The organism is Streptomyces sp. NPDC045021, assembly GCF_056432645.1.
Genome location: NZ_JBWKIQ010000014.1, coordinates 1 through 12,904 on the forward strand (window position 1 = coordinate 1; position 12,904 = coordinate 12,904).

At 71.5% G+C, this 12,904-nt stretch carries 13 protein-coding genes; 5 read left to right on the forward strand and 8 right to left on the reverse strand.

Annotated elements, in window-relative coordinates:
• The 4 genes from AC07DC_RS33205 to AC07DC_RS33220 all read right to left on the reverse strand — a co-directional run.
• The coding region (locus tag AC07DC_RS33205) for a cyclic nucleotide-binding domain-containing protein (RefSeq protein ID WP_478918209.1) at positions 1-623 on the reverse strand (623 nt) is incomplete at its 3' end.
• 502 nt (positions 624-1,125) lie between these two features.
• Entirely contained in the window at positions 1,126-1,806 is a 681-nt protein-coding gene (locus AC07DC_RS33210) for a DedA family protein (protein ID WP_478918210.1), read from the reverse strand.
• Positions 1,807-2,037: 231 nt separating this feature from the next.
• Positions 2,038-3,645, reverse strand: a complete 1,608-nt coding sequence (locus AC07DC_RS33215) for an alkaline phosphatase D family protein (RefSeq protein ID WP_478918211.1) — start codon at positions 3,643-3,645, stop codon at positions 2,038-2,040.
• A 72-nt stretch (positions 3,646-3,717) separates the two neighbouring features.
• On the reverse strand, positions 3,718-4,368 hold the full coding sequence (locus AC07DC_RS33220) for an HNH endonuclease family protein (protein WP_478918374.1): 651 nt from the start codon (positions 4,366-4,368) through the stop codon (positions 3,718-3,720).
• A gap of 209 nt (positions 4,369-4,577) precedes the next feature.
• On the opposite strand from AC07DC_RS33220, the gene AC07DC_RS33225 reads away from it, so the two are divergent.
• Complete coding sequence (locus AC07DC_RS33225) at positions 4,578-5,369, forward strand: ABC transporter permease (protein ID WP_478918212.1); 792 nt, start codon at positions 4,578-4,580, stop codon at positions 5,367-5,369.
• A 202-nt stretch (positions 5,370-5,571) separates the two neighbouring features.
• Positions 5,572-6,153 carry a TMEM165/GDT1 family protein gene (locus AC07DC_RS33230; protein ID WP_478918213.1) on the forward strand — a complete coding sequence of 194 codons (582 nt, stop codon included), beginning with the start codon at positions 5,572-5,574 and terminating at the stop codon, positions 6,151-6,153.
• Between the two features lie 66 nt (positions 6,154-6,219).
• Here AC07DC_RS33230 and AC07DC_RS33235 read toward each other — a convergent pair whose 3' ends face one another.
• The 3 genes from AC07DC_RS33235 to AC07DC_RS33245 all read right to left on the reverse strand — a co-directional run bounded on the left by AC07DC_RS33235 (position 6,220) and on the right by AC07DC_RS33245 (position 8,601).
• Positions 6,220-6,882, reverse strand: coding sequence for an HAD-IA family hydrolase (locus tag AC07DC_RS33235; RefSeq protein WP_478918214.1), 663 nt, complete (start codon positions 6,880-6,882; stop codon positions 6,220-6,222).
• A gap of 137 nt (positions 6,883-7,019) precedes the next feature.
• On the reverse strand, positions 7,020-7,532 hold the full coding sequence (locus tag AC07DC_RS33240) for a hypothetical protein (RefSeq protein WP_478918375.1): 513 nt from the start codon (positions 7,530-7,532) through the stop codon (positions 7,020-7,022).
• 76 nt (positions 7,533-7,608) lie between these two features.
• On the reverse strand, positions 7,609-8,601 hold the full coding sequence (locus AC07DC_RS33245; RefSeq protein ID WP_478918215.1) for a peptidoglycan-binding domain-containing protein: 993 nt from the start codon (positions 8,599-8,601) through the stop codon (positions 7,609-7,611).
• A gap of 217 nt (positions 8,602-8,818) precedes the next feature.
• On the opposite strand from AC07DC_RS33245, the gene AC07DC_RS33250 reads away from it, so the two are divergent.
• From AC07DC_RS33250 to AC07DC_RS33260, 3 genes are all read left to right on the forward strand, one after another.
• Positions 8,819-10,873: an MFS transporter gene (locus AC07DC_RS33250; RefSeq protein WP_478918216.1), complete on the forward strand. Its 2,055-nt coding sequence runs from the start codon at positions 8,819-8,821 to the stop codon at positions 10,871-10,873.
• Between the two features lie 281 nt (positions 10,874-11,154).
• Positions 11,155-11,817 carry a hypothetical protein gene (locus tag AC07DC_RS33255; RefSeq protein ID WP_478918217.1) on the forward strand — a complete coding sequence of 221 codons (663 nt, stop codon included), beginning with the start codon at positions 11,155-11,157 and terminating at the stop codon, positions 11,815-11,817.
• 111 nt (positions 11,818-11,928) lie between these two features.
• Positions 11,929-12,501, forward strand: coding sequence for a hypothetical protein (locus AC07DC_RS33260; protein ID WP_478918218.1), 573 nt, complete (start codon positions 11,929-11,931; stop codon positions 12,499-12,501).
• A 12-nt stretch (positions 12,502-12,513) separates the two neighbouring features.
• On the opposite strand, the gene AC07DC_RS33265 is transcribed toward AC07DC_RS33260, so the two are convergent.
• Positions 12,514-12,852 carry an antibiotic biosynthesis monooxygenase family protein gene (locus tag AC07DC_RS33265; RefSeq protein ID WP_478918219.1) on the reverse strand — a complete coding sequence of 113 codons (339 nt, stop codon included), beginning with the start codon at positions 12,850-12,852 and terminating at the stop codon, positions 12,514-12,516.
• Between the last annotated feature and the right edge of the window lie 52 nt (positions 12,853-12,904).

Here is a 12,904-nt window from a genome sequence, read left to right on the forward strand (position 1 = left end):
TCGGCGAGGGTCTGGAAGTCCTGCCGGGACAGGGCGAGGACGGTGGTGGTGGTCGCGGCGCGGATGGTGACGTCCCAGGGCGTTTCCGGGTCGAGCAGGCCCTGTTCGCCGAAGTGGGCGCCGTCGGCGAGAACGCCGAGACGATTCTGCTCGCCGAATTCGCCTTCGCTGAGTTGTTCGACCTTGCCGTGGGCGAGGAGGTAGAGAGTGTCGACGGGTTGGCCGGCTTCGGCGAGGAGATCGCCGGGGGCGAATTCGCGTTGGGTGAAGCGGTCGGCGAGCGCGGCGAGGACCGAGGTGTCCTCGAAGGACCGCAGCAGCGCCAGTTCGCCCAGTTCGGCGGGCACGACGCGTACGTGGGATCCGGTTTTGACGAAGGTCACCTTGCCGTCGCCGACGGAGTACGTGAGCCGGCGGTTGACCCGGTAGGTGCCGGCTGTGACTTCGACCCAGGGCAGCATGCGCAGCAGCCAGCGGGAGGAGATTCCCGCCATCTGAGGTGCGGACTTGGTGGTGGTCGCCAGATTCCGGGCAGCAGCCGTATCGAGGCTGGTGTGCGCCGAGTTGTTGTCCGGGGCGCCCGGGGTGGTGAGAGCGGCGTCCTGGCCCGCATCAACCGACATGCGTAAGTCCTTCGCGTCAGGGGGTGGGGTATGCGGCTCATTCTTTTTCGTCACCCTGCACGCTGGCTATCGCTGGATCGAGTGAGAATGAATCGCAAAAGCGCCAGAGCCGGGGAATGAGAACCTTTGTGCGATGGGGACAGTGTCCGCATATGACAAGGTATGGAACGCGAGGACTATGCGGCGACCGGCCGACCATTCGCGCCCGCGAGGTTCCGATTCTGTCCTTGTGGGCAATGAATTGATCGGGATGAGTTCCGAAGGAAGTTATTGGCGCACGCTTTTGACTGTTTCCACGGCCTAGCAGGTCCGCCGAGTTATTTCCCGCTGAGCATCGAACCCACGCCGACGTCCGTGCCCCGGGCCGATCCCGGCCTGCCTCGCGCCTCGGATCTTTTTCCGCACCGCTGCATCTCCCGCTCGCGGTCGCAGCGGGAGTCAGGGGAGCGCGGTGCGCCGGGCAGGGGTGGTGCAGGGGGCGAGAGCAGCCCCTCGGGCCGTCCTACAGCGCTTCGACGACCGTTCCGCGGTCGGCGGCGGCGGGCTGCGGGGGGATCGCCAGCGGCACGGTGGCCAGGGCCGCCGCCATCGCGGTCCGGCGTCCGCGGCGGAAGACATAGGCGGCCAGGCCGCCGGTACCGACCAGGGCGATCAGCGACATGGCGCTGCTGAGCCAGCTCGCGCCCAGCCACTCGCCACCGAGGTAGCCCAGGCCCACGCTGTACGTCGCCCACGCCACACCGGCCAAGGCCGACCAGGGCAGGAACTCCTTGGGCCGGCGGTGCGCCACGCCCGCGCCCAGGCTCACCACGGAGCGGCCGGCCGGTGCGAAGCGGGCGAGCACGACGAGCGACCCGCCGCCCTTCGTCAGCACCTCTCCCAGCCGCTCCTGGGCGGTGGAGAGCCTGCGGGACTGCGCCATGCGGCGGTCGAACCAGTCGCCGCCGCGCCAGGCCAGCCGGTAGGCGGCGATGTCGCCGAGACAGGAGGCGATGGCAGCGCACACCAGGAGCGCGACCACATCGAGCATGTCGCCGCCCGCACCGGTGGTGCCCGCGGTCGCGGCGCTGATCACCAGCACCCCGCTGGGCAGGATCGGCACGAACACGTCGAGCAGCACGGACAGTGCGACGAGTACGTAGATCCATGGCCAGTCGAACAAGGAGCCCAGACCCTCGAGCACCGTGCCTCCCCGTCCGACATATTGCCTGTTGGCGTATGGGCGGATCTACATCCGCTCCCAGCCGTACAGCGTACGCCAGAGGGGGTGGCCGGTACCGGCGAGGGGTACGTGATGTTGTAGACACGGTGTGGGGAATATCCCGGACGCCGCTTGCGGGGCGGGTGGAGAAGACGCTGATGGCGGTGCACGCCGCCATCCGGCCGCGGTCGGGCGCCGGGCGGATCGCACCGCTCATTTCCGCCGGTGTGTCGACGGCGAGAACGAGCCCCTGGGACCGGCCACCTTGAGGTCGAGGAGACGGCCGCGCAGGGTCAGGGTCATCAGCTGGTTGCCGAACCAGGGGCCGCCCAGGCGGGTCCAGCCGATGACGGACGCGGGGAGCCGGCCGTGGCGGGCGAGAGCGCGGCCGATCCAGCGGCCCGGCCGGCTCCAGCCGACGCGGAAGCCCAGCCGTATCGCCGCGGGGACGCTGTTGTGGATGGGCGAGCAGGTGAGTTGGAGGACCCGGCTGGCCACCGGGCGCGGCCAGTGCGCCTCGGCGATGTACGCGTGGTGCACGTCGCCGGACAGGACGCAGATGGCCGCCGGAGCCCGCGGACCGCTGCCCACCTCGGCGAAGAGGCCGGCGAGCGCGTCGAAGGAGGTGCGGAACGCCGCCCAGTGCTCCAGGTCGGCCGCCTGGCGCAGCTTCTCGCCGCGCTCCGCCCACCGCCGGCCGCGCACGCCCCGGCACAGCGCAGCGTCCCACTCCTCGGCGGCGTGCACGGCGTGCGGCAGCAGCCAGGGCAGCGAGGTGCCGACCAGGAGGTGGTCGAACGACCCGTCGGACAGCACCTGTTCGCGCACCCACTGCCATTCGCCGTCGTCGAGCATCGAGCGCCGGTCCTCCGCCAGGACGCGCGCGGCCCGGGAGTCCACCATCAGCAGCCGGACCCGCCCGAAGTCGCGCCGGTAACTCCACCGCACCGACGCGGCGTCGGCGTCGGCGCGGGTGGCGAAGGCACGGACGGCCTCGGTGCCGTCCGCGGCGGCGCGCACGGTGCGGAACAGCTCGTCGGCGGCCAACTCGGCGGGGGAGAGGTTGCCCAGGTGCTGATGGACCCAGTACGACATCAGGCCGCCGAGGATGCGCTCCTGCCACCAGGGGGTGGCGCGGATCTGACCGAGCCACGCCTCGGAGGTGTTCCAGTCGTCGATCACATCGTGGTCGTCGAAGATCATGCAGCTGGGGACGGTGGACAGCAGCCAGCGCACCTCGGGGTCGAGCCAGGATTCGTAGTAGAGGTGGGTGTACTCCTCGTAGTCCGCGACCTGGTCCCAGGGCGGGTCGGCGAGGTCGCGGCGGCGGGCGAGCCAGTTGCGGGTGGCGTTCGAGGTCTCGTCCGCGTACACCTGGTCACCGAGCAGGAGCAGCACGTCCGGGCGGGCGGCGGCGTCCCGCACGATCTCCTGGGCGAGGGAGTCGAGCGCGTCGGGGCCGACCGGGTCGCGGGCGTGGTGCGCGGGCGCCGCCCACCGGCAGGAGCCGAAGGCCACGCGCAGCGGAGCGCTGCCGCCGGCGGCGGTGTGGATGGTGCTGGGCGGGAACGGGGAGCCGGGCAGCGGCCAGACCGGCCGGCCGTCGAGGCGCACGGCGTACGGCGTCCTGCTGCCGGTGCGCAGCCCGGTGACGGTCACCAGCGCGTAGTGGTGCCCCGCGACCTGCCAGGTCCTGGCACTCCCGCCGCCGTCCCCCTCACAGTCGACGACCGCCTCGCACGGCCGGTCGGCCTCGATCCACACGGTGGCGCTGTCCTCGTCCACATACCGCAGCAGTGGTCCCAAACGCAGCTCAGCCATGGTGACCGGCCTCCCCTCCGTCGCCCAAGACTACGGACGCCGGAGGGGAGGCGGGAGTTGTGCGTCGGGCAATCAGCAGCCGTTGAGGATGGAGGTCAGGGCGCTCTTCTCGGCGGAGTCGACGGTCAGGGAGTACGAGTACTTCACCCAGACCCACATACGGGCGTAGGTGCAGTGGTACGAGGCCAGCGGCGGCAGCCACTGGGCCGGGTCCTTGTCGCCCTTGGCCTGGTTGACGTTGTCGGTGACGGCGAGCAGCTGGGAGTGGGTCAGGTCGTTGGCGAACGCCTGCCGCTGGGCGGTGGTCCAACTGGCGGCGCCGGAGCGCCAGGCCTGGGCGAGCGGGACCATGTGGTCGATGTCGACGTCGGAGGCGGCGGTCCAGGTGGCGCCGTCGTACGGGGAGTGCCAGGTGCCGCTGACGGCGGCACAGGAGGAGTCCTGGACGACGTTGGTCCCGTCCCGCTTGAGGACGACCTCCCGGGTGTTGCAGGTGCCGCTCTGGGTGATCCAGTGCGGGAACTTGTCACGGCTGTAGCCGGTGGACGATCCCTCGGCCTGCACGGTCAGTGCGGCGAGTTCGGTGCGGGCGGTCGCGGCGCTGGGCGGCGTGGGGGGTGCGGCCTGGGCGGTGGTGGGGGCGACGAGCAGACCGAGTGCCGCGGTGACGGCGGCGAACGTGGTGAGCACGGTCACGCGTCGACGCGCGTAGACACTGCGTATCCGGGACATGCGAACTCCCTGTGGGGTGGGGGTGGTTGCGGGCGTGTCCAACCGGCCCCGGCGAGGGTGGCGGGCCCGGTAAGCGTGCCGGGGCCAGATTGCCTGCCGAGGTGCGGCAGGTTACAGATTGGCGACATGCGCACGTCATGTCGAGGGGTGGCGCACCGTCAGTTCCGTTGGATGCGCCCGCACCCGCCTACAGTGGCCCCGTGCTCGCCGCCGCCACCACGTCCGCCGCCTCCACTTCGCTGCTCCCCGTCAACCGCACTCTCGGCATCGTGCTGGCCGTCCTGCTGATGCTGGCCACCGGCGTGGCCGCGTACGCCCATCTCGCCGACGAGCGCGAGAACTACGCGCGCGGTATCGCCGTCGCGGGGCTGCGCGCCGCGCTGCAGCTCGCGGTGGTATCGCTGCTCATCGGCTGGGTCGTCCGCTATCTGCCGGCGCTGCTCGCCTTCGTCGGCGTCATGTACGCGGTCGCGGTGTGGACCGCGGGACGCCGGATCACCGATGACCGCAGCTGGCGGTGGGCGGCCGTGCCGATCGGGGTGAGCGCGCTGCCGGTCGTCGCGCTCCTCGTGCTGACCGGCCTCGTGCCACTCGACGGCATCGCGCTGATCCCCGTCGCCGGCATCCTCATCGGCGGCGCGCTCACCGCGACGGTGCTCGGCGGCCGTCGCGCACTGGAGGAGCTGCACGGCCGACACGGTGAGGTCGAGGCCGCCATGGCGCTGGGCTTCGAGGACCGTGACGCGCGACTGGAGATCGCCAGGCCCGCCGCCTCCGGCGCACTCGTGCCGGGTCTCGACCAGACGCGGACTGTGGGACTGGTCACGCTGCCGGGGGCCTTCGTCGGCATGCTGCTCGGTGGGGCATCACCCGTCATGGCGGGGGCCGTTCAGCTCTTCGTGCTGGTCGCGCTGCTGGTGGTGCAGGCCGTCGCGGTCTCGTCGGTCCTGGAGCTGGTCGCCAGGGGCCGGCTGAAGCGTCGCGTAGAATAGGTGGCGCAGAAGGGGAGTAGCTCTTCGCCGGACCGTCGACATACTGCTCAGATCCTGAGCCGGCGCCCGGAGGCACGGTGGGTTTCCCACCGGGCCAGCGAGACCTTCGGCCGCAGCGTTTTCCATTGACGCTGTCGAGCCGAAGCGACCCCTTTTACCGGCGCTCTCGGTGCGGCAGCCCGACCGATGAGGATCCCGCCCCGTGTTCAGCTTCACCGTCGCCGCCATCGTCTTCGGCGTCGTCTTCCTGGCAGAACTGCCCGACAAGACCGCGCTCGCCGGCCTCATGCTCGGCACCCGTTACCGCGCCTCGTACGTCTTCTGCGGTGTCGCCGCGGCCTTCGTCGTCCATGTCGGCCTCGCCATCGCGGCGGGCAGCGTCCTGACGCTGCTCCCGCACCGCTGGGTGCAGGGCGTCGTCGGGGTGCTCTTCCTCGCGGGTGCGGCCATGCTGCTGTTCAAGAAGGACGACGGCGAGGAGGGCGTCCGCGAACCCGCCGACCAGAGTTTCTGGAAGGTCGCGGGTACCGGCTTCATGCTCATCCTGGTCGCGGAGTTCGGCGACCTGACGCAGATCATGACCGCCAACCTCGCCGCCCGCTACGACGATCCGGTGGCCGTCGGCCTCGGCGCGGTCCTCGCGTTGTGGGCCGTCGCCGGGCTGGGGATCTTCGGCGGGCGGCTGCTGATGAAGCGGGTGCCGCTGGCGCTGATCACCAAGGTCGCCGCCGCCGTGATGGTGCTGCTGGCCGTCTTCAGCCTCTACGAGGCGATCGCGGGCTGACGAGCCCGGCGGGCCGGTGGGCAGGTTCTGCGGCGTGACGGGCCCGGCGGCCCGGCTCTGCCCCGCTCAGCCGATGTGGACCAGGAGGCCGCCGTCCGCGGTGGCCTCCACCCGCACCCGCTCCAGCGAGTCGACGTGCGCGGTGGGCGCGTGGACGGCGGCGCGCGGGCCCACGCCGACGACGCGCATCCCGGCGGCCTTGGCGGCGGCGATGCCGACCTCGGCGTCCTCGAACACGATGCAGTCCTCGGGGGCGAAGCCCAGCTCCGCGGCGCCCTTCAGAAAGCCCTCCGGGTCCGGCTTGCTCGCGCTCACCCGCTCCGCGGTGACCATGACGTCGGGCATCGGCAGCGCGGCGGCGCCCATCCTGGCGCGGGCCAGCGCCTCGTCCGCGGAGGTCACCAGCGCGTGCGGCCGTCCGGCGAGGGAGGCCAGGAAGGCGGGCGCGCCCGCGACGGGCACGACGCCGTCGAGGTCGGCGGTCTCCTCCGCGAGCATCCGCCGGTTGTCGGCGAAGTTCTCCTCGATCGGGCGGTCCGGAAGCAGCACCGCCATGGTGGCGTGGCCCTGCCGCCCGTGCACGACCTTCAGCACGTCCTGCGCGTCCAGTCCCTGCGCCTCGGCCCAGCGGCGCCAGCAGCGCTCGACCACCGCGTCGGAGTTCACCAAGGTGCCGTCCATGTCGAGGAGGAGTGCGTGGGCGGTCAGGACGGACGGTGTGGACGGCATACAGGCTCCCTAGAGGTACTCAGTGGCCCCGCCCGCCGGTCAGGGGAAACGGGCGGAGCCACTTTGTTTCTCTACGATACAAAACAAAGACCCGATTGCGCCAGTGGCCCCCTGATCCGGGACTCCGACGACCCGGCCTACGCCTCCTCGACGTACTGCAGCAGGCCCCAGGTGAAGTGCGCGATGCGGCGGGTGCCGGCCGACGGATCGCCGAAGGCGAGCCGCCAGCGGGTGGGGGCGCTGCCTTCGAGGGGCGTCGCGGGCCGGAACGCGCGGGCGACCTCGTCGACGGTGCAGGACCACGGGACGAGGTCGTCGACGCTCTCCAGGACCGGGGACGGGGCGCCCGGGGCACGGATGAGCCACTCGTTCCACACCGCGCCGCCGCCGGGCGCGCACAGCACCTCGAAGCGCAGCTCGGGCCAGAGCGGTACGGGCCACAGCAGGGCCTCGCAGCTCAGATCCCCGATCCGGCGGACGACCGTGCTCTCGGGCGGTCCGAGCGCGGAACGGTAGCGCCGCTGACCGTCCGGGGAGTTGCGCCCGTGCAGCCGCGCCTGCCAGCGGCGGTTCGCCTCGCGCAGCTCCGCGCGGGACGCGCCGAGCGTGCGGAGCGCCTCTTCGACCAGCTCGGGCCGGTGGTCCGCCATCCGCCGCAGCAGGACGAGTTGGAACTGACCGGCCCCGAATTCCTCCAGCGCCACGGGACGATCCTCGCAGACGCGGCTACCAGGACGTCTGCCGCTCCAGCGCGGTACGCGTCGCCGGGCCGTAGACACCCTCGGGATCGCTGGTGATCGCGTTCCAGAACTGGAACATGGCGACCGCGTCCCGGACCTCCGAGTCGAAGGTGCCGTCGAGGCCGCCCATGTAGACGTAGGCGCGGCGCAGCCGCTGCTGGAGGTCCCTGACCGGGGCGCCGGTGTCGCCCATCTGCAGCGCCGGGGCGGCGACGGTGGGGTGGTTCGTGGGAGCGGGGGTGCTGCTCGGGGTCGCTTCGGGGGCGGACTCGACCGGGTCGCCCACCGTGCCGGGGGGCGCGGACGGGGTCGCGGACACCGGGGGGACGGTGGCCGGGGGAGTCGTCACCGGGGTGGACGGGGCGCGGTGGGTCGCCGTCGGCGAGGCCGTGGGGGCCTTTCCGTGCGCTGCGGTCGGTGCCACGGCGGCCATCGCGTCGCTGGTGGGCAGGACGACGTCGGGGACGCTGTTGCTGTTGTCCGGCAGCGCCCGTTCCGGACGGTCGGGAGCGCTCAGCAGCTGGTTGGCGACGGCGACCGCGCCGGCGGCCATCGCGGTGGCGGCCACGGTGGTAGCCGCGACGACCAGGCCCCGTCTGCGGCGGCGGGGACGGCGGCGCCGGCCGCCGCGGTGCTGACCGGGGCCCTCGGCGTCGCTCCAGTCGGAGTGGCCGGTGCCGTCCAGCAGCGGCCCGGAGTCGAGGTCCGCCGTGGACAGGTCCGCCGCTCGGGCGGGAGAGTCGTCGACCGGGTACTCGAGAGCCTGGTCCGCCGGGTGTCCGACGCCGCCGTACGGGGCCGGGAACATACCCAGGTCGGTGACGGCCGGGTTGTACGCGGCGGTCCCGATCAGCGGCTTGACGGTCGACTCGGCGGGCTCGGTGCCCGGCTCCGCCACGTATGGCCGAACGCGCAGCGGATGGAAGCCTTCCGTCGCGGCGAGCGCGATCTGCCGTTCGGCCGACCGGGCCGCGGCCATGGCCGCACCCTGCTCCGGTCCCTCTTCCCCCTCCGGCGCCACTGGGCTCCCCTCCCGCAAACGGTCCTCGGATACCTCAAGACGCAGTGATTATGCCGCCGCAAACATGCCGTGCCCAGGTCTGTCCAGCACTGGCGGTGGTCCATAGAGCGCGAAACCGGCGCGAATAGTGTGAATATTAATTCGCGATCAAGCGGCGCGACGCGAGGAGCACGGCATGGCGCAGGACACCACGGCCCCGGCCGGACCGCCCGCTGCCCTTCCCGGCGAGCACCAGGACCGGCGATCGGTGCGGATCGCGATCAGTGCGCTGGCCCTCGGCATGCTGCTGGCCGCGCTGGACCAGACGATCGTGTCCACCGCCCTGCCGACCATCGTCAGCGATCTGGGCGGGATCGAGCACCTGTCCTGGGTCGTCACCGCGTATCTGCTGGCCTCGACGGCCGCCACCCCGCTGTGGGGCAAGCTCGGCGACATGTACGGCCGGAAGAAGCTCTTCCAGACCGTCATCGTGATCTTCCTGATCGGCTCCGCGCTCTGCGGCATCTCGCAGAACATGCCGCAGCTGATCGCCTTCCGCGCGCTGCAGGGCCTGGGCGGCGGCGGTCTGATGGTGCTGTCGATGGCGATCGTCGGCGATATCGTGCCGCCCCGCGACCGCGGCCGCTACCAGGGGGTGTTCGGCGCGGTGTTCGGCGCGAGCAGCGTGCTGGGGCCGCTGCTGGGCGGGGTCTTCACCGAACAGCTCTCCTGGCGCTGGGTGTTCTACATCAACCTGCCGATCGGCGTCGTCGCGCTGGCCGTCATCGCGGCCGTGCTGCACATCCCGGTGCGCCGCACCACGCACCGCATCGACTACCTGGGCATGGCGCTGGTCGCCGCGGCGGCGACCAGCCTGGTGCTGGTGACCTCGCTCGGCGGCACGACCTGGCCCTGGAGCTCACCGAAGATCATCGGGCTCGCGGTGCTCGGCCTGGTGCTGGTGGCCGTGTTCATCGTCGTCGAGCGCCGGGCGGTGGAACCGGTGCTGCCGTTGCGGCTGTTCCGGATCCGCACCTTCTGGCTCGTCTCGGTGATCTCGTTCGTCATCGGCTTCGCGATGTTCGGCGCGATGACGTACCTGCCGACGTTCCTGCAGGTCGTCCATGGCCTCTCGCCGACGATGTCCGGCGTGCACATGATCCCGATGGTGATCGGCCTGCTGGTGTCCTCCACCGGTTCCGGGCAGATCGTCAGCCGCACCGGCCACTACAAGGTCTTCCCGATCCTCGGCACCGGGGTCACGATCATCGGCCTCCTGCTGCTGCACCAGCTCGACGAGTTCACCAGCACCTGGGTGATGAGCCTGTACTTCCTGGTCTTCGGCCTCGGGCTGGGCCTGGTCATGCAGGTGCTGATCCTGGCCGTGCAGAACTCCGTCGGCTACGAGGACCTGGGCGCCGCCACCTCCGGTGCGACGTTCTTCCGCTCCATCGGCGCCTCCTTCGGCGTCTCGATCTTCGGCACGGTCTTCTCCAACCAGCTCAACGGCAACATCGACTCGGCGATCGCGGGCAAGCCGCTGCCCCCCGGCTTCGACCCGTCGGTGATCTCGTCCGATCCGCGCGCCGTGGACTCCCTGCCGGCCTCGATCCAGGGGCCGGTGCTGCACGCGTACTCCGAGTCGATCACCACCGTGTTCCTGTGGGCGGTGCCGGTCACCGTGATCGCGTTCCTGTTGGCCTGGTTCCTCAAGGAACAGCCGTTGCGCGGTTCCGTCACGGTGCCGGACGCCAGCGAGACCCTGGGCACCAACCCGGTGGAACGCTCCTCGATCGACGAGATCGCCCGCGGGCTGTCGCTGCTCGGCAGCCGGGAGGCGCGCCGCGACCTGTATGTGCGGATCACGAAACTGGCCGACCTCGACATCCATCCAGCGTCCAGCTGGCTGCTGTTGCGGATGGCCAAGGGCGGGGAGATGGATCCGGTCGAGCTGGCCCGGCGCACCACCGTGCCCGCCGATGTGATCGAGCAGGCCGCCGTCGAGGTCGAGAGCCGCGGGCTGGCGGTCCGGGACGGCAATCCGCTGGTCCTCACCGACAGCGGCCGGGCGATGGCCGGCCAACTCGGCGTGGCCCGGCGGACCGTACTGGGCGAGCTGCTCGGCGACTGGGACCCGGAACGGCACGCGGAGCTCGCGGCGCTGCTGACGAAGCTCAGCGGTGACCTGTGCGGCGGCGACACCGACCACCTGGAGAAGGGGCGCCCGGCGGCGGGCGGCGCCACCGCCTGACGCTCCTGGCCTCCCGACGCTCCGGCTTCCTGACGCTGCTGGCCTCCTGGACACCGGCCGGGAACACCACGCCCGACACTCCGGCAGCACCTGTCACACGCGCCGCACCGCGCCGGTTTCGGGTCGCGCCTGCGGACCCCCGGGAACGCCCGCCCGGCCCTCGTCGGCCGGGTGTTCGACGTTTGAGCACCCGCTTTCGGGCAAGCCGATCGATGAGCCGGCAACGAAACACACCCTGTCCGTCGACCCGTGGAAGACCCGCAGAAACGGGAGGCATTCCCATGTCCACTGGCGTGATCATCGCCATCGTCGTGGTCGTCATCGTTCTGGCCGCCGCTCTCACGACCGTGCTGCTCCGGCCGGGAGGGCTGGGCGGCAGGAGCCTGCACCGCCGCTTCGGGCCCGAGTACGACCGGGTCCTGCGACGTCATGACGGCGACACCAAGGCCACCGAGAAGGAACTCTCCGAACGGCTGCGCCGGCACGGGGACATCACCACCCGGCCGCTTCCGACGCAGGCCCGCGAGGAGTACACGGCCCGCTGGGCCACCGTGCAGGAGCACTTCATCGACTCGCCCGCCAAGGCGCTGACCGAGGCCGACGCGCTGATCGAGAACCTGGTCCGCGACCGCGGCTACCCGGACCTGAAGTCCGGTGAGCACTTCGACGCGCTGTCCGTGCACCACGCCCGTCAGCTGCAGGGCTACCGCGACGCCCACGAGATCGCCGGGCGGGGCGGCGACGGCACCTCCACCGAGGAGATGCGGGAGGCGCTGGTCCGGGCCCGCACGATGTTCGAGGAGCTCGTCCGGGCCGACACGAACCGCGCGCCGTCGAACCGTGACGCCGACCCGGAGCGCGCCGACGAGGCAGCCGCGGTGAAGGAGCACGGCAGCGGATCGCGCCTCGGTGTGCTCGGTGGATTCGGCCGCCGGCAGAACTGACGGACCGCCGCCGGGACCGGACGCAGGACCCGGGCCGTCAACCCACGTCGGCAGCCCATGTCGTCAGCCCATGTCGTGAACCATCAGCGAAGTGTCAGGAGTGCAGGGACGATGAACGAAGGCCAGGACCAGACCCGCGGAAGCGCCGTACCCGACCGGAACGCCGGCCGGACCCCCACCCAGAGCCCCGACGAGCCGCCCCGCCCGCCGCGCATGGCCGATCCGCGCAAGGACGAAGGCACCACGGCGGCCCGCACGAACGAGGCCACTCGCCCGAGCGAGGCCAAGCCGGTAACCGAACCCATGCGTACCGCCGAGGCCCCGCGTACCACCGAACCCCCGCGTACGACCGAGGCCCCGCGTACGAGTGACGCCGCGCGCACCGGACGCGGCAGCGCCGACACCCACAGCGCCCGCCACGGCGGGGCCGCGGCCGCCGGTGACGGGCTGGAGGAGCGGTTGCAGCACGCGATGGGCTCGTTCGTGGACGAGCCGCGCAAGTCCGTCGAGGAGGCCGACGCCGTTCTCGAACAGGTCACCGAGCAGCTCAGCGAGAAGCTCGCGGAGCGCCGCCGTACCCTCCGGTCGGCCTGGCAGAACGACGACGCCAAGCCCGACACGGAGGAACTGCGGGTGGCGCTGACGCGCTACCGCGACCTGACGCAGCAGCTCCTCAGCATCTGAGCGTGCGCGTGGTCAGCTCTTGGGGGCCGTCTGCTGGACGACCTCGAACGACCACAGGGCGGAGTCCGAAGCGGCCGGTTTGGGCCGCTCGGCTCCGCCCTCGCCGCCGCCCGCACCGCCGTGCGCGCCCGGACCCCGCATCGAGGTGGACATCCAGTTCTTGAAGTCCTCCTCACTGCGCCAGCGCGTGTACACGAGGTACTGGTCGGTGCCTTCGACCGGCCGCAGCAGTTCGAACCATTCGAAGCCGTCGGAGTTCTCGACGGAGCCGGCGCGCGCCGCGAACCGCTTCTCCAGCGTCTCGCGCATCTCCGCCGAAACGGTCAGGGCATTGATCTTCACGATGCTCATGGCTTCATCCTGCCCTACCCGCAGCAGCCGCCGGCGGTACGGTCCCGGCCGG

Bases quoted from the DNA above. Each gene is read 5' to 3' on its own strand.
- AC07DC_RS33215 (WP_478918211.1), bottom strand. From the start codon at position 3,645: ATGGCTGAGCTGCGTTTGGGACCACTGCTGCGGTATGTGGACGAGGAC.
- AC07DC_RS33235 (WP_478918214.1), bottom strand. From the start codon at position 6,882: ATGCCGTCCACACCGTCCGTCCTGACCGCCCACGCACTCCTCCTCGAC.
- AC07DC_RS33240 (WP_478918375.1), bottom strand. From the start codon at position 7,532: ATGGCGGACCACCGGCCCGAGCTGGTCGAAGAGGCGCTCCGCACGCTC.
- AC07DC_RS33245 (WP_478918215.1), bottom strand. From the start codon at position 8,601: ATGGCCGCGGCCCGGTCGGCCGAACGGCAGATCGCGCTCGCCGCGACG.
- AC07DC_RS33250 (WP_478918216.1), top strand. From the start codon at position 8,819: ATGGCGCAGGACACCACGGCCCCGGCCGGACCGCCCGCTGCCCTTCCC.
- AC07DC_RS33255 (WP_478918217.1), top strand. From the start codon at position 11,155: ATGTCCACTGGCGTGATCATCGCCATCGTCGTGGTCGTCATCGTTCTG.
- AC07DC_RS33260 (WP_478918218.1), top strand. From the start codon at position 11,929: ATGAACGAAGGCCAGGACCAGACCCGCGGAAGCGCCGTACCCGACCGG.
- AC07DC_RS33265 (WP_478918219.1), bottom strand. From the start codon at position 12,852: ATGAGCATCGTGAAGATCAATGCCCTGACCGTTTCGGCGGAGATGCGC.